The sequence below is a fragment of the Arthrobacter sp. NPDC057259 genome, from assembly GCF_042668995.1.
Classification (GTDB): Bacteria; Actinomycetota; Actinomycetes; order Actinomycetales; family Micrococcaceae; genus Arthrobacter.
Genome location: NZ_JBHUYA010000001.1, coordinates 769,461 through 790,103, shown reverse-complemented (window position 1 = coordinate 790,103; position 20,643 = coordinate 769,461). Strand labels below are relative to the sequence as shown.

Here is a 20,643-nt window from a genome sequence, read left to right as displayed (position 1 = left end):
CCCGGCACGCAGCAGATCTTGCCCGGTCCGGGCGGCGGCACCTCGCCGCGGCCCGGACACCGACCCGACGTTGGAGGACCGCATGGGCCAGCTGACCGGACCCACCGACCCCACGGCCGACGCCCACTGGGAACACAACCATCCCCGCAAAGGGTTCTTCACCGACACCTCCATCTGCATCGGCTGCAAGGCCTGCGAGGTGGCGTGCAAGGAATGGAACCACAACCCGCAGGACGGGAATCTGGAACTGCTGGGTTCTTCCTACGACAACACCGGGTCCCTCGGCGCCAGCACCTGGCGGCACGTCGCCTTCATCGAGCAGGGCCAGGAGCGCATCGCCGAGGCGCGGGAATCCGGCCGGGCCCTGGTGAGCCTGGGCATGCCCCGCATCGGGCCGCCGCCCCAGCCCGGGACGGTCGTCGCCGGCGCGGACACCACCCCGCCGGACACCGCCGACTTCCGCTGGCTGATGTCTTCGGATGTCTGCAAGCACTGCACCCACGCCGGCTGCCTGGACGTGTGCCCCACCGGGGCGTTGTTCCGCACCGAATTCGGCACCGTGGTGGTGCAGGACGACGTCTGCAACGGTTGCGGGACCTGCGTGGCGGGCTGCCCCTTCGGCGTGATCGAACGGCGCAGCAACGGCACCGTCAAGGTAGCCACCAGCCGCGAGGAACAGCATGCCGGGCACCCCGCGGTCCCCAACGCCGGCGTCGCCCAGAAATGCACGCTCTGCTACGACCGGCTCGTGGCCGACGAGACGCCCGCCTGCGCCAAGGCCTGCCCGACGACGTCGATCAAGTTCGGCGACCACGACGACATGGTGGAGACCGCCAAAGAGCGCGTTGCCACCCTGCACGCCCAGGGTATGACGGAGGCGCGGCTCTACGGCGCGAACGAGAACGACGGCGTGGGCGGCACCGGCTCCGTCTTCCTGCTGCTTGACGAACCCGAGGTCTACGGCCTCCCGCCGGACCCGCGGGTTCCCACGGCCGACCTGCCGAAGATGTACCGGCGTGCCGCCGTCGCGGTGGCCGGCATGGCGGCGGCCGCCGCCGTGGCATTCCTTGGAGGACGCGAGTGACGCTTTCCGAATTCGACAGCTTCCGTCCCGCGGAACCCGCCCGACGCCGCCGCAACGGGGGCAAGCGGGGAACCGGCCGGCGCAGGGACAACGGTGACGGCTCCCGCGAAATGCCGATGGTGCCGGAGCCGGAGTTCACCTCCTACTACGGCCGCCCCGTCGTCAAGCCGGCGCCGTGGGGTGACGACGTCGCCGCGTACCTGTTCCTCGGCGGCGTTGCCGGCGGATCGGCCCTGCTGGCAGCCGGCGCCCAGCTGAGCGGACGGCCGCTGCTGAGGCGGAACGCCCGGCTGGGTGCCCTGGGCGCCGTCGGCCTCGGCGCCGCCGCCCTGGTCAAGGACCTCGGACGCCCGGAGCGCTTCCTGCACATGCTGCGCACCTTCAAGGTGACGTCTCCGATGAGCGTCGGCTCCTGGATCCTCAGCGCCTTCAGCGCCGGGGCCGGCGTCGCCGCCGCGGCTGAGGTGGACCGGCTGACCGGCGAACGGCTGCCGCTGGGACCGCTGCGGGGCGTGCTGCGCGCCGTCGAGGGCCCGGCCGGCCTCGAAGCCGCCGTCTTCGCGGGCCCGCTGGCGGCATACACGGCCGTCCTCCTCGGCGACACCGCGACGCCGACCTGGAACGAGATGCACGGGGAACTGCCGTTCGTGTTCGTCAGCTCCGCCAGCCTGGCCTCCGCCGGGCTCGCGATGGTGACGACGCCGGTCCGCGAGGCCGGGCCCGCGCGGAACCTCGCGCTCCTCGGCGTGGTCGGGGACGTCGTGGCGATGAAGATCATGGAACGCCGGATGGACCCGGTGGCCGCGGAGCCCCTGCACCAGGGCAAGGCCGGCACCATGCTGACCTGGAGCGAGCGGCTTGTTGTGGCCGGGGGACTGGGCACCCTGTTGGGAGGCCGGAACAGGATCGTCGCGGCGGCATCGGGAGTGGCGCTGCTGGCAGGTTCGGCGCTGACCCGCTTCGGCGTGTTCGAGGCCGGGCTCGCCTCGGCCAGGGATCCGCGCTACACGATCGAACCGCAGAAGCGGCGCCTGGAAAAGCGGCGGGCCGCCGGGATCACCGGCGACGCCATCACCACCGGCAGCTGACACAGCGTCCCGGGCCGACCTCGCGGCGCCGGCCGCCCCGCACAGTCGCCCTGCACGGCCGCCCCGCATGGCAGCGCGCCGGGCCTAGCGGATCCGGATGCCTTGGCCCGCCGTCGTGTGGCCGATCACCGGGTAGCCGGGCACCTCGCCGACCACCAGCAGGCCGCCGGAGGTCTGCGCGTCCGCCAGGAGCAGCAGGTCGTCCTCGGTGATTCCGGCATCGGCGTCAAGGTGGGCGCGCACCCAGTCCAGGTTGCGCTTGGTGCCTCCGGAGACGAACCCGTCGCGGAGCGCCTCGCGGGCCCCGTCGACCAAGGGGACGGACTGGAGGTCGATCACGGCGCCGATTCCGGAGGCGCGGACCATCTTGTAGAGGTGTCCCAGCAGGCCGAAGCCGGTGACGTCCGTGGCGGCTTTCGCCCCGGCGGCGACGGCGGCGTCGGAGGCGTCCCGGTTGAGGCGAGCCATTGTCTCGACCGCCTCGGCGAAGATCTCCCCGGTTTGCTTGTGGCGGTTGTTGAGGAGCCCGACGCCGATGGGCTTGGTCAGGGTGATGGGCAGGCCGGGCGCGGCGGCGTCGTTGCGCAGCAGGCGGTCCGGATGGGCGACGCCGGTGACGGCCATGCCGTACTTGGGCTCCGGATCGTCGATGGAGTGGCCGCCCAGCACCGGGCAGCCCGCCTCGGCGGCGACGCTGAGCCCACCGCGGAGGACCTCGGTCATGAGTTCCATCGGCAGCACGCCGCGCGGCCAGCCGAGGAGGTTGATGGCCGTCACAGGCCGGCCGCCCATGGCATAGATGTCCGAGAGGGCGTTGGCCGCGGCGATGCGGCCCCAGTCGTAGGCGTCATCGACCACCGGGGTGAAGAAGTCGGCCGTGGTGAGGACCGCCAGGTCCTCGCGGACCAGGACGGCGGAGGCGTCGTCGCCGCTGTCCAGACCGACCAGCACCTCCGGCCCGGGGTGCCCGATCAGGCCGCGGACGGCGTCCTCGAGTTCGCCCGGCGGTATTTTGCAGGCGCATCCTCCGCCGTGGGCAAAGCCTGTGAGCCGGATGGGCTCGGCGCCCTCTTCCGGCTCCCGGATGGTTGTCTGGGCCTCGGTCACCCGCCCAGCGTACCCCCAAGGCAACCCTGCTATATTGATGCGCGGTGGCGTCCGGGTCCTGGTGGGCCCCCCGGTCTTCAAAACCGGTGCGGCCGAGCATCTCGGCCTGGCGGGTTCGATTCCCGTCCGCCACCGCCAACTTCAGGCGTGACTGCCGCCGGCCGAGGAGGACCGTGGACCAGACCGACCCCCGGCGGCATATTCCGCGGACGAACGACCTGCTTGCCCTGCCCGCCGTCCTGGACGCCGCCGGACGGCTCGGCGGCCACGTCATCCGCGAGCTGGTCCGGGACGTCCAGGACCGGGCCCGGCGCGGCGAACTGGCCCCCGGCCAGGTGGAATCGACGCTGACGTCGGAGGTGGACGCCCGCCGTGCCACCACATTGCGGCCGGTGCTCAACGCCACCGGGGTCATCGTCCACACCAACCTCGGACGCGCCCCGCTCTCGGACGCCGCAAAGGAAGCCCTCATCGCCGCCAGCGGCTACGTCGACGTCGAACTCGACCTCCGGGACGGCAGCCGCTCCAGCAGGGGAGCCGGCGCCCGGGCGGCGCTGCTCGCCGCCTGCCCCGCCGCGGAGGCCGCGCTGGTGGTCAACAATGGAGCGGCCGCCCTCGTCCTGGCCACCACCGCCCTGGCGGCCGGCAGGGAAGTGATCCTGAGCCGCGGCGAACTGGTCGAAATCGGCGCCGGCTTCCGGCTGACGGACCTGATGGAATCCACCGGCGCCGTGCTGCGGGAAGTCGGCACCACGAACCGGACACACCTGGCCGACTACGAGGACGCCATCGGAGCGCAGACGGGGTGCGTGCTCAAGGTCCACCCCAGCAACTTCCGGGTCGACGGGTTCACCTCGGCCGTCCCGGTCCAGGAACTGAGCCAGCTCACCCGGTCTGGCGACGTTCCCCTGGTGGCCGACCTCGGCAGCGGATTGCTGGCCCCGGACCCCCTGCTGCCGGACGAGCCCGACGTGACCTCGGCGCTCCTGGACGGCGCCGACGTCGTGATCGCCAGCGGCGACAAGCTGCTCGGCGGCCCCCAGGCCGGGCTGCTGCTGGGCCGCAAGGACATCATCGACAAACTGGCCCGGCACCCCCTGGCCCGCGCGGTCCGCGCCGACAAACTCGCCCTCGCCGCCCTCGAAGCCACCGTCACCGCCGGCGCCACGCCCGTGCACCAGGCACTGCACGCCGACGCCGACGAGCTGCGCCGGCGCACGGACCGTCTCGCCGCCGCCCTCGACGTGCTGGTCGTGGCCCACGACGGCAGGGTCGGCGGCGGCGGCGCGCCCGGCGTGCCGCTGCCGGGCTGGGCGCTGCGGCTGCCGGAACGGCTCGCCGGGCCGTTGCGTACCGGCACCCCGGCCGTGTTGCCGCGGGTTCACGACGGCGCCTGCCTGATCGACCTCCGCTGCGTGCCCGCCGACGACGACGACCGGATCCTCGACGCGGTCCGCCAGGCCCAGGCAGGGTTCGCTGCCGCCGGCGCTGCCGCCGGTGCCGGGGGCGCGGCCTGACCCATGCACGTCATCGCCACGGCCGGACACGTTGATTCCGGCAAAAGCACCCTGGTCCGCGCCCTCACGGGAATGGAACCGGACCGTTGGGAAGAGGAGCGCCGCCGCGGGCTGACCATCGACCTGGGCTACGCCTGGACCCCGCTGCCTTCCGGCCGGGATGTCGCCTTCGTGGACGTTCCGGGACATGAGCGGTTCCTCGGGAACATGCTCGCCGGCATCGGGCCCGCGCCCGTGGTCTGCTTTGTGGTGGCCGCCGACGAGGGGTGGCAGGCGCAGTCCGGTGACCACCGGGACGCCGTCCTGGCACTCGGCATCGAGCACGGCGTGATCGTCCTGAGCCGGTCCGACCGGGCCTCGGAGCAGCGCCGCGCCGAGGTCCTGGCAAGGACCCGTGCGGAGCTCGCCGGAACCGGCCTGCGCGACGCGCCCGCCGTCGCCGTCGCCGCCATCGACGGCACCGGACTGGACGAGCTGCGGGCCGCGCTCGACGACGTCCTCGCCCGGGTGCCGGCGCCCACCCTGACCGGACGGGTGCGGCTCTGGGTGGACCGGTCCTTCACCATCACCGGCTCCGGGACCGTGGTGACGGGGACCCTGGCCGCCGGAACCCTGGCCCGCGGGGACCGGCTGATGCTCCTCGGGGACGCCACCGCACGGCCGGTGACCATCCGCGGGCTGCAAAGCTGCGACACGGCACGGACCTCGGTGGAACCGGTCAGCCGGGTGGCCTTGAACCTCCGCGACGTCGGCCCCGCCGAAATCCACCGGGGCGACGTCCTGGTCACCCCGGACGCCTGGCCCACCACCGCCGTCGTCGGCATCCAACGCGCATCGGGCCTGGAGTACACGGAGGTGCCGGAGAACATCATGGTGCACGTGGGAAGCGCCGCGGTCCCGGCCCGGCTGCGTCCGTTCGGAGCCGACCTTGCCCGCCTGGTGCTCGACCGGGCGCTGCCGCTGGTGCTGGGGGACCGGCTGGTGCTGCGGGACCCCGGCCGGCACTCCGTCCTGGGCGGCGCCCGCATTCTCGACGCCGACCCGCCCGCACTGGAGCGCCGCGGCGATGGGGCGAAATGGGCGAGGCGGCTGGCCGCGATGGACCCCGCCGGCGACCTCCCCGGCGCGGTCGCGGCCCGCGGCGCGGTCCGGGAGGATCACCTGCGGCGGCTGGGGCTGCTGACCGGCCAGGACCCCGCGGGGTTCGACGACATTTACGTCGTGGGGGACTGGTGGGTGCACGCCCCCGTCCTGGAGGCGTGGCAGCAGCGGCTGCGGGCGGCCGTTGAGGACCTGCAGCAACGGGACCCGCTGGCCCCGGGGCTCTCCATGGGGGCCGCGGCGGGCCTGCTGAACCTGCCGGACGAACGGCTGCTGCCCCACGTGATCGAGGGAGCCACGCTGGAGGCCGACGCCGGCCACATCCGGGTGCCCGGCAGCCGTGACGATCTCGGCGCCGCCGAGACCGCCGTCGCTGAGATCGAACGCCGGCTGACCGCGGACCCGTTCCACGCCCCGGAGGCCGACGACCTCGCCCGGTTGCGCCTGGGCAACCGCGAACTGGCCGCGGCCGAACGCGCCGGCCGGCTGCTGCGGCTGAGGGACGGGGTGGTGCTGCTGCCCGCAGCGCCGGCCTTTGCCATGCGTGCGCTGGCCCGGCTGGACCAGCCGTTTACCACCAGCCAGGCCCGGCAGGCGCTGGATACGACCCGCCGGGTGGCTATTCCGCTCTTGGAACACTTGGATTCCCGGGGCTGGACCCGGCGCCTGGACGCGGGCCACCGCACCGTGGTGCGCTGACCCGCTCCGGCCGGGCTACGGGTTGGTGCCGCCGCTCGGGGTGCCGCCGCCTTGGGCGCCGTCCTGGGAGCCGCTTTGGGAACCCGGCGCCGTCGGCTGACCCTGCCCGCCGCCGCGGCGGCCCTGGTTGTTGAAGCCGCCCTGGCGGCCGTTCTGGAACCGCTGCGCGGCCTGGTGCGCCGCATCCGACTTCCCCATCGAATACCCAATCGCGGCGCCGCCGCCACCGGCGAGCAACACCGCGAGACCGGCAGCTACCAGGACCTTCGGCAGGCTCCACCACGATCTCTTGGCGGGCCGTCCCGGGCCGGGGGCGCCCGGGACTGGGGTTCCGGGACCGGGGGTACCGGGACCTGCGGATCCATTGCCCGGGTAGGCCGGGCCCGGGGTTCCCCACACCGGGGCCGCCGGGGCCGACGACACCGGCTGCGGCCCCGCGTTCGATGTAACCGGCCCGGCATTCGGTGCAGCCGGCCCGGTGTGCGGCACCGGCATGGTGGGCGGCGTGGTGGGGCCATAGGGCGGGGTGCCGGGGGCCTGGCCGGCGCCCTCCGGGTAGCTCTGTTCGTCCACGGTATTTCTCCTCAAAACTGGATGTTTCCGCCCCAAGTAAAGGGCAGAAGACTGGGCGGATGCTGTGATCCGGCAGGGGATCCGCCGCGCACTGGCGGGACGGGGCGGACGACGGCGGAACCGGTCCGTCATCCGGAACGCCGCGGCCAAACCCTTGGGCTGCCAACAATTTGCAGTTACGATGCAAATTGTTGCCCCGATGTGACCTGGATCGCAGGGGCCGCGCACCCCTAGGCAAAGGAGCCCCGCAGTGTCCGGACCGGAGATCACCAGTGATTACTTCCTGCTCGACGACGAACTCTCCGCGGAGGAACGCGGGCTGCGGGACCGGGTCCGGGCCTTCGTCGAGGCGGACATCCTTCCCGTGATCAATGACCACTGGGAGCGGGCCGAGTTCCCCTCCGGACTGATTCCAGGCCTGGCCGGCCTGGGCATCATCGGCAGCACCATCCGGGGCTACGGCTGCCCGGGACTGAGCCGCCGCGCCGCCGGCATCGTGGCCCGCGAGATCGCCCGCGGCGACGGCTCCATCAACACCTTCGTCGGGGTCCACTCGAGCCTGGCCATGGGCAGCATCAACATGCTCGGCTCCGAGGACCAACGCCGCCGCTGGCTCCCGGCCATGGCGGCCATGCAAAAGATCGGCGCCTTCGCCCTCACCGAACCGCTGCACGGCTCCGACTCCGTCGCCCTGGAAACCTCCGCCCGACGGGACGGGGACAGCTACATCCTCAACGGCCACAAACGGTGGATCGGCAACGGCCACATGGCCGACGTCGTCGTCATCTTCGCCCGCGACGACGCCGACGGGCGGGTGAAGGCGTTTGTCCTGGAAAGGGACGACGACGGCAACCACCCGGCCGGCTACCAACCCACCGTCATCACCGGCAAGATCGGCAAGCGCGCCATCCAGCAGGCCGACATCGTCATCGACAACCTCCGCATCCCGGCAGAAAACCGGCTGGAGAACTGCACCTCCTTCAAGGACGTCACCACCGTCCTGTCCGCCACCCGGGGCGGCGCCGCCTGGGAGGCCATGGGCCACGGCATGGCCGCCTACGAGATCGCCGCCCGCTACGCGCTGGACCGGGAACAGTTCGGCCGGCCGATCGGCTCCTTCCAGCTGGTACAGAACAAGCTCGCCAACATGCTCAGCGAACTGACCGCCATGCAGCTGATGTGCCACCGCATGGCCGAACTGGCCGAGACCGGGCGGCTGACCGGGCCGATGGCGTCCATGGTCAAAATGTCCACCGCGCAGAAGGCCAAGTGGATCTGCGCCGAGGCCCGCGACATGCTGGCCGGCAACGGCATCCTCCTCGAGCGGCACGTCGCCCGCCACATGACCGACATGGACGTCGTCAGCACCTACGAGGGCACCGACTCCATCCAGTCCCTCCTGGTGGGCCGCGACATCACCGGCATCTCCGCCTTCAGCTGACCCCTCCACGCCGGAACGGCCTCGGCCACCGGCAGAAAGGCAGGCACCCCGTGGGCGAACCTGCAGATCGAATCGTCGACGTCTCAATAGCGGACGGCGTCGCGCGCCTGACCATGCGCAGCGGCAGCGTCAACGCCCTGGGGCGGGACCTGCGCCGTGCGCTGGCTGCCGCGCTGGACCGCGCCGCCGCCGACCCGGACGTCACCGCCGTCCTGCTGCTCGGCCAGCCACGGGCCTTCTCCGCGGGCGCGGACATCACCGAGTTCAAGAGCACTGAACCAGAAGTTGCCGGCGCCGGGCAACCCGGGCACGCGGACGGCCCGGACCTCCGGGCACTGGTGGCCCGGGTGGAGGATTTCCCGAAGCCCGTCATCGCCGGGATCACCGGCGTGGCCCTGGGCGGGGGACTGGAACTCGCCATGGCCGCGCACGCCCGGATCGCCGACCCTGAGGCCCGGCTCGGACTGCCGGAAATCACGCTGGGCCTGATCCCCGGAGCCGGCGGCACCGTCAGGCTGCCCCGCCTGGTCGGGCCCCGGCGCGCCCTCGGGATGATAGTGACGGGCAAGGACGTCACCGCGGCCGATGCGCTCCGCGACGGGCTGATCGACGCGATGGCGGAAGACCCCGGCGCATCCGGCGCCGTCAGGGATGCCATCGCCCGCGTCAATGCCCTGCCGGCGCGGCGCACCCGGGACCGGGATGACAGGATCTCGGAGACTGCCGCCACCCCCGGCTCGGTGGAACGGCTCGCCGGGGCGGCGCTCAGCAAGGCCAAGGACCCATTCGCCGCCCGCGCCGCGGTGGACGCCGTCGCGGCCGGCATCGAGCAGTCCTTCGACCACGGACTGGAGGTGGAGCGGGAGAAGTTCCAGGAACGGCTTGCCAGCGCAGAATCGGCGGCCCAGCGGCACCTCTTCGCCGCCGAACGTGCGGCCCGCCGCCCGGCGGGCCTGGACCCGGAGGCGGCCCAGCCCGTCCGCCGGGCCGGGGTGGTGGGCGCCGGAACCATGGGCGGCGGCATCGCCATGGCACTGGCCTCCGCCGGCATCCCGGTCACGGTGGTCGAAGCCGAACGCTCCGCCCTGGACCGCGGCCTCGCCCAGGTGGACAAAAACCTCGCCGTGTCCGTCTCCCGCGGCAGCCGGGGCGAGGAGGACGCCGCGGCACTGCGGTCCCTCATCACGGGAAGCCTCGATTACGCGGACTTCGCCGACGCCGACCTGGTTATTGAGGCCGCCTACGAGGACCTGGGCGTCAAGCAGGGGATCTTCACCACGCTGGACGCCGTGGTCCGTCCCGAATGCATCCTCGCCTCCAACACCTCCTACCTGAGCATCGACGTCATCGCCGCGGGCACCCGCCTGCCGTCCCGGGTGCTCGGCCTGCACTTCTTCAGTCCGGCCAACGTCATGCCGCTGGTGGAGGTGGTGCGCGGGGCCGCCACCGACGCCGCGGCCCTGGCCACCGGGGTCGCCACGGCGCGCCGGATCGGCAAGACTCCGGTCGTCGTCGGGGTCTGCCACGGATTTGTCGGCAACCGGATGCTGGAGGTCCGTTCCGCGCAGGCCGAGCAGCTGCTGCTGGAGGGGGCGCTGCCGGGCCAGGTGGACCGGGTCCTCAAGGACTTCGGATTCCGGATGGGTCCCTTCGAGATGGGGGACATGGCCGGCCTGGATATCGGGTGGCGCAACCGCAAGGCCGAGGGCACCACCGCCCCGGTCTCCGACGCGCTCTGCGAGGCGGGGCGGTTCGGCCAGAAAACCGGCGCCGGATACTACGCCTACGACGGGCGGGAGGGCCGCGAGGACCCTGAGGTGGAACGCCTGATCGTCGAGGTCTCCCGTGCCGAGGGGATCACCCGGCACAGCCTCACCGACGGCGAGATCCTCGAGCGGCTGCTGTTCCCGATGATCAACGAGGGCGCCCGGATCCTGGCCGAGGGCATCGCCGAGCGCGCCGGGGACATCGACGTCATCTGGGTCAAGGGCTACAACTGGCCCGCCTACCGCGGCGGACCCCTCTGGTACGCCGGCCACGTGGGCCACGGGTACGTCGCCGAACGGCTGCGGCACTACGCGGAGCAGACCGGCGACGCCTCGCTGCTCCCGGCCGGGTTCCTCGCCGGCGCATGACCGCCACGGACGGGCGCAACGCACGGACCCTGCGGACCCGGCAGGTCATCCGCGACGCCCACATGGACCTCCTGAGGGACGGCGAACTCAAACCCTCGGCCCGGCAGATCGCGGCCCGGGCCGGGGTCTCGGTCCGTGCCCTCTGGGACCACTTCAAGGACCTGGAGAGCCTCATGGCCGCGACGGCCGCCCGGCAACTGGCCGACCAGGACGCCGGCGTCGAACCCGTCCCGGCGGTGCTGCCACTCGGGGAGCGGATCGCGGCCTACTGCGCCCAGCGCGCCGCCGTGCTGGAAGCCCTGGCGCCGCTGGCGCGGGCGGCGGACGTGCAGCGGCCCTTCTCCGCGGCGCTGCAGGAGAACCTGCGCGGGAACCTGGACCGGATCAGGGCCGACGTCGAACGGCTGTTCGACGCGGAGCTGGCCGCCCTGGACCCGGAACACCGCACCCGCACGGTCCTCTCCGTCTGCGCCGCGGCGGACTGGGCCACCTGGAAACTGCTGCGGGACCACCTGGGGCAGTCCCCGGAGCAGGCCCGGGCGGTCCTGGAGAACACCCTGACGGCCGTCCTGGCCGGAACCCCCACCGGACGTGAACACGAGAGAAAGCAGAACCCATGACAGCGTTGTCGCTCGCTTCGATCCTGGCCGAATCCGCCCGCAAGTACCCGGAGAAGACAGCGGTGATCAGCGGGGGCCGGTCCTATTCGTACGCCACCCTGTGGCGGCAGGCCCTCAGCTACGCCGGCCAGCTGGAGGCCGCCGGGGTCCGCCCCGGGGACGTGGTGGGACTGATGGCCCCCAACGTCGTCGAATTCCCCGCCGCCTACTACGCCATCCAGGCAACCGGCGGCGTGGTGGTGCCCGTGCACCTGTTGCTGACCGTGCAGGAAGTCATCCACGTGCTCCGCGACAGCGGCGCCACCGCGCTCCTCTGCCACCCGGCGTTCCTTGAGGTGGGGCGGCAGGCGGCGGGGGAGGCCGGGATTCCACTGCTGTTGGTCGGCCCCGCGGCGGCCGACGGCGGACCGGGCCCGGGCGGGACGGGCCGGAAGGGCGACGACGGCGTCCGGCACCTCGACCCCGAGGCCCCCGGCGGCCTGGAGACCTACGTGAGCCGTGAGGCGGAGGACCCCGCGGTCATCTTCTACACCTCCGGCACCACCGGCCGTCCGAAGGGTGCCATCCTGACGCACCTGAACATGGTCATGAACGCCACCGTCTCCGCCGTCGACGCCAACGACGTACGCTCCAGCGACGTCGCCCTCGGCTGCCTGCCCCTGTTCCACGTCTTCGGGCAGACGGCCAGCATGAACGCCCTGTTCCGGCTGGGCGGCACCCTGGTACTGCTGCCCAAATTCACCGGCGAGGCGGCGCTGGAGCTCATCACCACGCATCAGGTCGACATCTTCCACGGCGTCCCGACGATGTACATGCAGCTGCTCGCCGCCGCCGAAGGCCGGCCCAAGCTGCCCACGCTGCGGCTCTGCGTCTCCGGCGGCGCGCCGATGCCGCTGGCCGTGATGGAGAAATTCAACGCCGCCTTCGACGTCACCATCTACGAGGGGTACGGCCTCTCCGAGACCTCTCCGGTGGTCTCCACCAACACGCCCCACGCCGGGGCGCGGCCCGGGAGCGTGGGCCATGCGGTCTGGGGCGTGGAGGTCACCATCGCCGACCACCGCGAGCCGGAGCGCGTGGTCCCCATGCCCACGGGCGAACTGGGGGAGATTCTGGTCCGCGGCCACAACGTCTTCGCCGGGTACCTGAACAACCCGGAGGCCACGCGCGAGGCCATGGTGGACGGCTGGTTCCGTACCGGCGACCTCGGCACCATGGACGAGGACGGCTTCATCTACGTGGTAGACCGGACCAAGGACGTCATCATCCGCTCCGGCTACAACGTGTACCCGCGCGAGGTGGAGGAGGTGCTCTCCCGGCACCCCGCCATCGCCCAGGTGGCCGTCGTCGGATTGCCCGACGAACTGCGCGGCGAGGAGGTCTGCGCCGTCGTGGTGCTGGACCCAGCGCACGCCGACAACCCGCCAACCGAGCAGGACATCATCGACTGGAGCCAACAGCACCTGGCAAAGCACAAGTACCCCCGGCATGTCCGGTTCACCGGCGAATTCCCGCTGGGGCCAAGCCACAAGGTGCTCAAGCGGGAGCTGCGCCGCACGCTGGCGGACGGCAAGGCGTAAGGGGCGACGCGTCGTAGGCAGACGACGGCGGCGGGGCCGGGTGAGGGGGCGGAGCGGGACGTCCACCGCCGCGCAGTGTGATGTTCGCCGGGAGTAGGCCCGGCCGTTACCTTGCACTGGAACAGTGCGGCGGGGGTCAACTGTAGAACAATGCATGAGGAGCAACTCAGTGCCAGCCGTGAACCGCCGTCGTTTCCTTCAACTCTCCGCCGCCGCCGGTGCGGCCACCGCGATCTCGCAGATGATGGGGCAGAGCATCGCCCGCGCCGCCGAGATCCCTGCGAACCGGGCGACCGGGTCCATCAAAGACGTCGAACACGTCGTGATCTTTATGCAGGAGAACCGCGCCTTCGACCACTACTTCGGCACGCTCAAAGGCGTGCGGGGCTTCTCGGACCCGCACCCGGCCCTGCTGCCCTCCGGGAAGGATGCCTTCCACCAGGCCAACGCCACCCGCGAAGTCACGCCCTTCCACCCACCGGCACCCGACCTGGGCATGCAGTTCATGGAGGACCTCGACCACTCGTGGCAGCTCACCCATGAAGCCTTCAACAACGGCCGGTACGACAAGTGGCTGCCGGAGAAGACCGATGCGACGATGGCGTTCTACGGGCGCAAGGACATCCCGTTCCATTTCGCCCTGGCCGACGCGTTCACCGTGTGCGACCAGTACCACTGTTCGGTCCTCGGCCCCACGGACCCCAACCGCTACTTCATGTTCACCGGCGGCGACGACCCGGGCCGGAAGGGCGGCGGGCCCGACCTGTGGAACGGTGAAAAGGGCTACTGGTGGAGCACCTACCCGGAAGAGCTCGAGAAGGCCGGGGTGGGCTGGAAGGTCTACCAGGACATCGGACAGGGCCTCGACCCGGCGCACTACGAGGGCTGGACCGATGACGCGTTCATCGGCAACTACGGGGACAACTCCCTCCTGTACTTCAAGCAGTACCAGGACGCCAAGCCCGGTTCGCCGCTCTACGACAAGGCCCGGACCGGGACAAACGCCAAGGCCGGCGATGACCTGTTCGGGATCCTCCGGGAGGACGTCAAGAACGGGAAGCTCCCGCAGGTGTCCTACATTGTGGCGCCCGAAGCCTACTCGGAGCACTCCAACTGGCCGCCCAACTTCGGCGCCTGGTACGCGGCCAACGTCATGGACATCCTGACTTCCAGCCCGGAGGTCTGGAGCAAGACCGCGGTGTTCTTCATGTACGACGAGAACGACGGCTTCTTCGACCACATCGTCCCGCCGCACCCGAACACCCCGCAGATCCCCGGCGCCTCGACCGTACCGACCGACGGCGAGTGGTATGACGGTACCCCCACCTTCTACGGCAGCAAGGACGTGCCGGGCCACTTCGGCCTGGGCGTCCGGGTGCCGATGATCGTGGCGTCGCCGTGGAGCATGGGCGGCTTCGTCTGCTCCGAGACCTTCGACCACACGTCCATCATCCGGTTCCTGGAGAACCGTTTCGGCGTCGCGTCGCCCAACATCACGCCGTGGCGCCGCGCGGTCAGCGGCGACCTGACGAGTGCCTTCGACTTCTCGGCCGCGGGCGGGGCGGCGCCGGCCCTACCGGACACCTCCGGGTACAAGCCCGCCGACCACGCCCGCCACCCGAGCTACGTACCGACACCCCCGGCGACGAACACGGTGCCGACACAGGAGAGCGGAACGCGACCGTCCCGCCGCCTCGGCTACGCGCTCGACGTCGAGACGAGCCTCGCCGGCGGGAAGCTCGCGGCCCGCTGGACGAACCGGGGCACGCTCGGGGCGCAGGTGCAGGTCCGCTCGAACCTGCTGCCGGCCGCGCCGTACTCCTACACCATCGGTGCCGGCGCGGCCCTCGACGCATTGTGGGTCCTCGGTCCCTCCTACGACGTGCAGCTGCACGGCCCGGCGGGCTGGTACCGGCGCCTCGCGGGAACGACGGCCTCCCCGGACCTCCGGGTCAGCGTCGCCTCCGATGGCAAGTCCCCGCACGCCCGGTTCCGGATCGAAAACACCGGCCGCGCCGCCGCGCCGCTGACCCTCAAGGACGCCTATGGTGCCGGCAACCAGGTCCTCACGCTTAACCCGGGGCAGGCGAAAACGGTCATCATCCCCACCCAGGGCGGCTGGTACGACCTCACCATCACGTCGGCCGCGGACCCCACGCTGGTCCGGGTCCTCGCCGGACGGTTTGAAAACGGCGCCGGGCTCACCAGCGACCCGCAACTCGGCACCGCGTCCACCGGCCGCTAGCTCCGGCCCGGCCTGCCGCGATTTTCCCGTGGCACCCTCAGCGACACTCCACAACTCATGCGCCGGCCCTCCCCGGCGCGCCCTGAAAGGACCATCCATGCCCAGCATCATGAAGAACAGGCGGGCGAAGGCAACAGCCCTCGCCGCCGCCGTCGCCCTCACCGGCCTTGCCTCAACCGGCGCCGCAGCTCCCGCTGACGCACGGACGCCTGCGAACGCCGCTGCACGGTCTGAGGGTCAGGGCGCCAACGGCCCCGACCACGTTTTCGTCATCATGATGGAGAACCACGGCTACGACCAGGTGATCGGCAACACGGCGGACGCCCCGTACATCAACTCCCTCGCCCAGCGGTACAACACGGCAACGAACTACCACGGCGTCACCCACCCCAGCCTGCCCAACTACCTGGCCAGCATTTCCGGAAGCACGCAGGGAATCTGGGACGACTGCAGGGCCGGAGCCGACGTGACCTGTGCACCCGAGGAATTCGTGCCGGGCTCGAGCGACCCGGGGGCCACCGGAAGCCTCACCGCTGCCCAGGCCGCGAGCGCCGCATCGACCCCGCACATGTTCTCGGGGAAGACCATCGTGGACCAGTTGGAGGACAAGGGCCTGAGCTGGAAGGCCTACATGGAGAGCCTGCCGGCCACCGGCTCCCAAGTGGAATACGCCCCCACAGTCGGGTCCACCCCGGTCAAGCTCTACGCGCAGAAGCACAACCCGTTCATGTACTTCTCCAACATCAACTACCCCGGCAGCCCCCGGCTGCAGCACATCGTGCCCCAGGAAAACAACCTCACCGCTGACCTGTCCAGCGGTAAGGTGCCGAACTTCGTCTGGATCAGCCCCAACCAGTGCCACGACATGCACGGCATGGCACCCTCGGGCGCCGACCTGATCGGGGTTCCCGACTGCGGATACCCCGCATCCGGTCTGGACCACAGCGTGATCCAGCGCGGCGACAACTACGTCAAGAGCACCGTCCGGCAGATCATGGACTCGACGACGTGGAAGACCAGCAAGTCCAGCATCGTCCTGGCCTGGGACGAGAACGACTACTCCGGTTCCGACGGCGGCCCCGGCAGCCCCGTGGGCCAGAATGGTGACGTGCTGGGCGGGGGCCACGCCCCGATGATCGTGATCAACTCGGCGGCCGGACCGCAGAAGAGCACCAACCGCGTGTCGGATCACTACACCCTGCTGTCCACGATCGAGCACATGTGGCACCTGGGATGCCTGGCAAACACCTGTTCACCGGAAACCTCGGGCACCTTTGAGGAACTCTTCCGGCCCTGACGCCCCGGCGCTCCGGCGGCCCCTTATGCCGGGGGCCTGACCTCCGAATGAGGGTTCCTGGAGCGGCCCGTCCGCGCTACGGCGTGGGCGGGCCGCTCCTGTCGCTCCGTCGGGGCCGGGCGGATTCCGTCGGGGCCCACGGCAGGGGAAGTACCCAGCGTGTCCCCAGCAACCACGGAGCGTGTTCCCACCCTGCAGGCCGACAATGGGCTCGACACCACCAGATGGTGGCGCACGGTATGGTTCGGGGGAGATCCCCCGAACAGCTCGAGAAGGACCGGCCATGACTGTCCCGCCAAGCACCCCAGACCCCGGGTACGGCGCACCCGGTAACCTGCCCGCGCCGGGCTGGTACGCGGACCCTGCGGGATCCGGTTCGCTGCGCTGGTGGGACGGGACGGCCTGGACCGGACACCTCAGTGCGGGGCAGCTGAGCGCCCCTGCCAACCCGTACCGCATGGGGCGCCCGCAGATCAGCCCGTCCACCCCGGTCTACAACCCGTTCATATGGCTCATCGCCACCCTGCCGATCATCCCGCTGATCAGCCTGGCATTTTGGAATCCCGTGCTCCGGACCAGGACGACGGGGCTGCGACGGGTGCAGACCATGGACCCGGCATCGATCCTCACCCTGCCCTACCTGCTGGCTCTGGGCACCGGCCTGGTCATCTACGCCGTCTCCGCCGTGCTGGCCTATCTCGACTGGCAGAAGCTGCGCCGTGACGGCGTGGTCCGCCCGTTCCACTGGGCCTGGGTCTTCCTCAGCCGGGAGCTCTACGTGATCGGCCGATCAGTGGTGGTGCACGAGGCCGCTCCCCGCCGCGGGCTGGCGCCCGTCTGGGTGACCCTCGGCATGATCGTCCTGACGGCCGCACTCATCGGCATCAAGGTCTCCACGCTAATCACCGCCGTCGCCGGGCACACCATCATCTGAGTCTCCGGCGACAGGCTCGATATGGGGGGGGAATGAATTCCGCGACCGGGCACCGGGACAGGGCCGCCGTCGTCAGTACCGGCCGGTGGATTGCCGCGGCGCGGGCGCAGGAATCGACCCGCCCGGACCGGCTTTTCGACGACCCCTGGGCCTCGGCACTGGCCGGGGAAGCCGGTAAGGCGGCCCTCGCGACCGCCCCGTACAACCCGTTCCTGCCCGTCCGCACCCGCTACTTCGACGATCTCATCCTTGCCTCCGCCACGGACTGCCCCCAGGTGGTGCTGCTTGGCGCAGGTCTGGATACGCGCGCCTTCCGCCTCCCGCTGCCGGCGACATCAGTGCTGTACGAAGTCGACTATCCGGAGGCCTTTGACGGGAAGGATTCCGTCCTTGGCCGTTCCCCGGCGGCGTGCGGGCGCAGAACCGTTGCAGCGGATCTCGCCGGCCCGTGGTTCCCGTCATTGCGGGCGGCAGGCTTCGACCCGGCGCTCCGGACCATCTGGGTGGCGGAGGGCCTCTTCTACTACCTCACGGCGGCGGCCGCCGAGGCCTTGATCCGGAGTACCGCCGAGGCCTCGTCACCCGGCTCCAGCCTGATCGCCGATGTCTTCGGCACCGGTCTGCTGGACCTCGCATCGATGGCCCCTCTGGTTTCAGCGCGTCGGAAGGCCGGGCGCGAGCTGCCCTTCTGCACTGATGCGCCGGCAGAGCTATTTCGCCACGGTGGCTGGGAAAAGTGCCGGATCGTCAGCCCCGGCCAGGCCGCCGCCAAGTTCGGCAGGCTGGCGCCCGTGCCTGATGACGCCGGCCCGGGCAGCAACACCACGCTGCGCACACATTTGGTGCGCGCAACATTGTAGGTCGGCGGGGCCGCGCCCAAGGACCCACCCGATGTCCTGGCGCGGGCCCGGCGCCTCGGGGCGCGGGGGCTTAGTCCTTCTTCCCTGCGATGTTGACCAGCCACGCGACGCCGTACTTGTCGTTGCACATGCCGAACGCGTCGCCCCAGGGCGACATGGACAGCGGCATCGTGACGGTGCCGTCCTGGGAGAGCTTGTCCCAGTAGCCGCGCAGCTCCGCGTCCTCGTCGCCGCTGAGCGAGACGCTGAAGGTGTTGCCCGGCGTGTAGTCCATCCGCGCCGGGGTGTCCGAGCCCATCAGGACGAACCCGCTGGGGGACTCCAGCTGGGCGTGCATCACCAGGGTGTCCTCCGACGGATCCTGGCTGGCCTGGAAGTCCGCGAAGGTGCTCACGGTCAACTGGCCGCCGAAAACATCGCGGTAGAACTCCATGGCCTCGCGGGCGTTGTCGCGGAAGCTCAGGTAGGGGTTGAGGTGTGTGGCCATGGCGGTTCTCCTTGCGGGCTGGGGTGGGACTCCGGGATGTGGGCGCCTTACCGGGGTTCGGCGGCGTCCGCGCCCATGCTAGCAACGCGCCGCCGTCCCGGACAGGGGTCCGGGACACTTCGGAGGGCGCGGTGCCGGGAGACGGCGCACGGGCGGTGCCCAGGGCCCGGGCGCGGGAGTCTACCGACGTCGGTGCCGGATGGTTTGATTAGTCGGTGCTCCGACTCAAACGACTCCTCGTCTTCGGCCTGCTGGCCGCGGCCGTCATCGCCGGTTTCTCGTTCTGGGCGGTGGGCCGGCCCGGCGAGGGCATCCGGACCGCCGTCGCCGCCCCGCCGAGCGCGGTAGCAAAACTCGAGGGCGCCGACATCACCACGGCGGTCAACGTCACCCCCAGCCCGGATGCGCAGTGGCTAACGGGCGCCGCCGCACGGACCGGTATACCGGCCCGTGCGCTGCGGGCCTACGTCGCCGCCGCGGTCACCGCGAACGCCACCACTCCCGGCTGCGGCATCGGCTGGAACACCATCGCGGCTATCGGCTTCGTCGAAACGGCGCACGGCAGCTACGGCGGCGGCAGCCTCAACGCGGCCGGCCAGGTCAGCGGCCCGATCGTCGGTCCCAGCCTCAACGGCGACGGGTTCGCCGCGATCCCGGACACCGACGGCGGCGCGCTCGACGGCGACCCGCACTGGGACCACGCAGTCGGACCCATGCAGTTCATCCCCTCCACCTGGCGGCTGGCGGGGCGGGACGGCAACGGCGACGGCGTCGCCGATCCCTTCAACATCGACGACGCCGCCCTCAGCGCCGCCGACTACCTCTGCGGCCACGGCCGGGACCTCACCACCCCGCGCGGCTGGACCGACGCCATCTACGCCTACAACCAGTCCGACGCCTACATCCGCAACGTCCAGGCCCGGGCCACCGCCTACGCAGCGCAGGCGGCGGCCCAGGGCTGAAAGACCGGCCACGGCGGCGCGCCGGACCGGACCGCGGCCCCGCCCGGGGAGGCCGCGGCTCCGAAGACCTTGAGCGGACCGCCCGCCGCTCCTAGAGTGGGCACGGAAACCCGGCCACCCGCCAAGGAGCTCATATGTCCCTCGTCCGCGTACACAACTTTTCCATCTCCCTGGACGGCTACGGCACGGGCGAGGGCCAAAGCCTCGACGCGCCGTTCGGCCACGCCGGCGGCCGGCTGATGCAGTGGGCGTTCGGCACCCGCACCTTCCGCGCCATGGGCCTGCCCGGCGACGGCGAACCCTCCTTCGGCGTCGACGAGGCCTTCGCCGGCACTTGGGCGCCCGGCATCGGCGCCGAAATCATGGGACGCAACAAGTTCGGCCCCCAGCGCGGACCCTGGCAAGACGAGGAATGGAAGGGCTGGTGGGGGGACAATCCGGTCTTCCACACTCCCGTCGTCGTCCTCACCCATCATCCCCGGCCCGTGCTGGAGATGGAGGGCGGAACCACGTTCCACTTCCTCGACGCCGGCCCCGCCGAGGCGCTGGAACGTGCCCGGGAGCTCGCCGGCGGCAAGGACGTCAGGATCGGCGGCGGGGTGGACACGGTACGGCAGTTCCTCGCCGCGGACCTGATCGACCACCTGCACCTGGTCCAGGTGCCGATCCTCCTGGGCCGCGGGGAACGGCTCTGGGACGGGCTTGAAAACCTTGAGCAGCGCTTCGAGATCGAGGCGACGCCCTCGCCGTCGGGCGTCACCCACCTGGTCTTTACCCGGCGTCCGCGGGACTAATTCCCGTCCCGCCGGAGTTATGACCTCGGAACCGCACGGTTCCGGGCGCCGTACGGCGTGGACGACGACGGGAACGAAACCAGTGACGACAACAAGCGACGGAGTCGGCTTCCGCTCCA

At 71.2% G+C, this 20,643-nt stretch carries 17 protein-coding genes and 1 tRNA gene; 15 read left to right on the top strand and 3 right to left on the bottom strand.

What is annotated here, in order from left to right; all coding sequences use genetic code 11:
* Positions 1–82: 82 nt before the first annotated feature.
* Together ACFUCU_RS03740 and nrfD are read left to right on the top strand one after the other, a co-directional pair.
* Positions 83–1,084: a 4Fe-4S dicluster domain-containing protein gene (locus ACFUCU_RS03740; protein WP_377970746.1), complete on the top strand. Its 1,002-nt coding sequence runs from the start codon at positions 83–85 to the stop codon at positions 1,082–1,084.
* Positions 1,081–2,172: an NrfD/PsrC family molybdoenzyme membrane anchor subunit gene (gene nrfD / locus ACFUCU_RS03735; RefSeq protein ID WP_377970745.1), complete on the top strand. Its 1,092-nt coding sequence runs from the start codon at positions 1,081–1,083 to the stop codon at positions 2,170–2,172. The genes ACFUCU_RS03740 and nrfD overlap by 4 nt, the downstream gene beginning before the upstream one ends.
* 84 nt (positions 2,173–2,256) lie before the next feature.
* On the opposite strand, the gene selD is transcribed toward nrfD, so the two are convergent.
* A complete protein-coding gene (gene selD / locus ACFUCU_RS03730; RefSeq protein ID WP_377970807.1) occupies positions 2,257–3,258 on the bottom strand; it encodes a selenide, water dikinase SelD in 1,002 nt (333 codons plus the stop codon).
* A 64-nt stretch (positions 3,259–3,322) separates the two neighbouring features.
* Here selD and ACFUCU_RS03725 point away from each other — a divergent pair.
* The 3 genes from ACFUCU_RS03725 to selB all read left to right on the top strand — a co-directional run bounded on the left by ACFUCU_RS03725 (position 3,323) and on the right by selB (position 6,596).
* Positions 3,323–3,417: transfer RNA gene (locus ACFUCU_RS03725), tRNA-Sec, on the top strand.
* Between the two features lie 35 nt (positions 3,418–3,452).
* Complete coding sequence (gene selA / locus ACFUCU_RS03720) at positions 3,453–4,796, top strand: L-seryl-tRNA(Sec) selenium transferase (protein WP_377970744.1); 1,344 nt, start codon at positions 3,453–3,455, stop codon at positions 4,794–4,796.
* 3 nt (positions 4,797–4,799) lie between these two features.
* Positions 4,800–6,596 carry a selenocysteine-specific translation elongation factor gene (gene selB, locus ACFUCU_RS03715; RefSeq protein ID WP_377970742.1) on the top strand — a complete coding sequence of 599 codons (1,797 nt, stop codon included), beginning with the start codon at positions 4,800–4,802 and terminating at the stop codon, positions 6,594–6,596.
* Positions 6,597–6,611: 15 nt separating this feature from the next.
* On the opposite strand, the gene ACFUCU_RS03710 is transcribed toward selB, so the two are convergent.
* A complete protein-coding gene (locus tag ACFUCU_RS03710) occupies positions 6,612–7,169 on the bottom strand; it encodes a hypothetical protein (RefSeq protein WP_377970740.1) in 558 nt (185 codons plus the stop codon).
* A gap of 250 nt (positions 7,170–7,419) precedes the next feature.
* Between ACFUCU_RS03710 and ACFUCU_RS03705 the strand changes: the two genes are divergently transcribed.
* The 8 genes from ACFUCU_RS03705 (at position 7,420) to ACFUCU_RS03670 (ending at position 18,281) form a co-directional block, all read left to right on the top strand.
* Positions 7,420–8,610: an acyl-CoA dehydrogenase family protein gene (locus ACFUCU_RS03705; RefSeq protein ID WP_377970738.1), complete on the top strand. Its 1,191-nt coding sequence runs from the start codon at positions 7,420–7,422 to the stop codon at positions 8,608–8,610.
* A 50-nt stretch (positions 8,611–8,660) separates the two neighbouring features.
* The gene (locus tag ACFUCU_RS03700; RefSeq protein ID WP_377970736.1) at positions 8,661–10,745 is read left to right on the top strand and encodes a 3-hydroxyacyl-CoA dehydrogenase NAD-binding domain-containing protein; all 2,085 of its coding nucleotides are present in this window, start codon (positions 8,661–8,663) and stop codon (positions 10,743–10,745) included.
* On the top strand, positions 10,742–11,365 hold the full coding sequence (locus ACFUCU_RS03695; protein ID WP_377970734.1) for a TetR/AcrR family transcriptional regulator: 624 nt from the start codon (positions 10,742–10,744) through the stop codon (positions 11,363–11,365). Before ACFUCU_RS03700 ends, ACFUCU_RS03695 begins: the two co-directional genes overlap by 4 nt.
* On the top strand, positions 11,362–12,945 hold the full coding sequence (locus ACFUCU_RS03690) for a long-chain fatty acid--CoA ligase (RefSeq protein WP_377970732.1): 1,584 nt from the start codon (positions 11,362–11,364) through the stop codon (positions 12,943–12,945). Before ACFUCU_RS03695 ends, ACFUCU_RS03690 begins: the two co-directional genes overlap by 4 nt.
* A 169-nt stretch (positions 12,946–13,114) precedes the next feature.
* The gene (locus ACFUCU_RS03685; protein WP_377970731.1) at positions 13,115–15,190 is read left to right on the top strand and encodes a phosphocholine-specific phospholipase C; all 2,076 of its coding nucleotides are present in this window, start codon (positions 13,115–13,117) and stop codon (positions 15,188–15,190) included.
* Positions 15,191–15,287: 97 nt separating this feature from the next.
* Entirely contained in the window at positions 15,288–16,487 is a 1,200-nt protein-coding gene (locus ACFUCU_RS03680; RefSeq protein WP_377970729.1) for an alkaline phosphatase family protein, read from the top strand.
* A 283-nt stretch (positions 16,488–16,770) separates the two neighbouring features.
* Entirely contained in the window at positions 16,771–17,421 is a 651-nt protein-coding gene (locus ACFUCU_RS03675; RefSeq protein WP_377970727.1) for a DUF2510 domain-containing protein, read from the top strand.
* A 32-nt stretch (positions 17,422–17,453) separates the two neighbouring features.
* Positions 17,454–18,281, top strand: a complete 828-nt coding sequence (locus ACFUCU_RS03670) for a class I SAM-dependent methyltransferase (protein WP_377970725.1) — start codon at positions 17,454–17,456, stop codon at positions 18,279–18,281.
* 70 nt (positions 18,282–18,351) lie between these two features.
* On the opposite strand, the gene ACFUCU_RS03665 is transcribed toward ACFUCU_RS03670, so the two are convergent.
* Positions 18,352–18,768: a VOC family protein gene (locus tag ACFUCU_RS03665; protein WP_364137586.1), complete on the bottom strand. Its 417-nt coding sequence runs from the start codon at positions 18,766–18,768 to the stop codon at positions 18,352–18,354.
* 215 nt (positions 18,769–18,983) lie between these two features.
* Between ACFUCU_RS03665 and ACFUCU_RS03660 the strand changes: the two genes are divergently transcribed.
* On the top strand, positions 18,984–19,730 hold the full coding sequence (locus ACFUCU_RS03660) for a lytic transglycosylase domain-containing protein (protein ID WP_377970724.1): 747 nt from the start codon (positions 18,984–18,986) through the stop codon (positions 19,728–19,730).
* Between the two features lie 134 nt (positions 19,731–19,864).
* Positions 19,865–20,524, top strand: coding sequence for a dihydrofolate reductase family protein (locus tag ACFUCU_RS03655; RefSeq protein ID WP_377970722.1), 660 nt, complete (start codon positions 19,865–19,867; stop codon positions 20,522–20,524).
* Positions 20,525–20,643 lie beyond the last annotated feature (119 nt).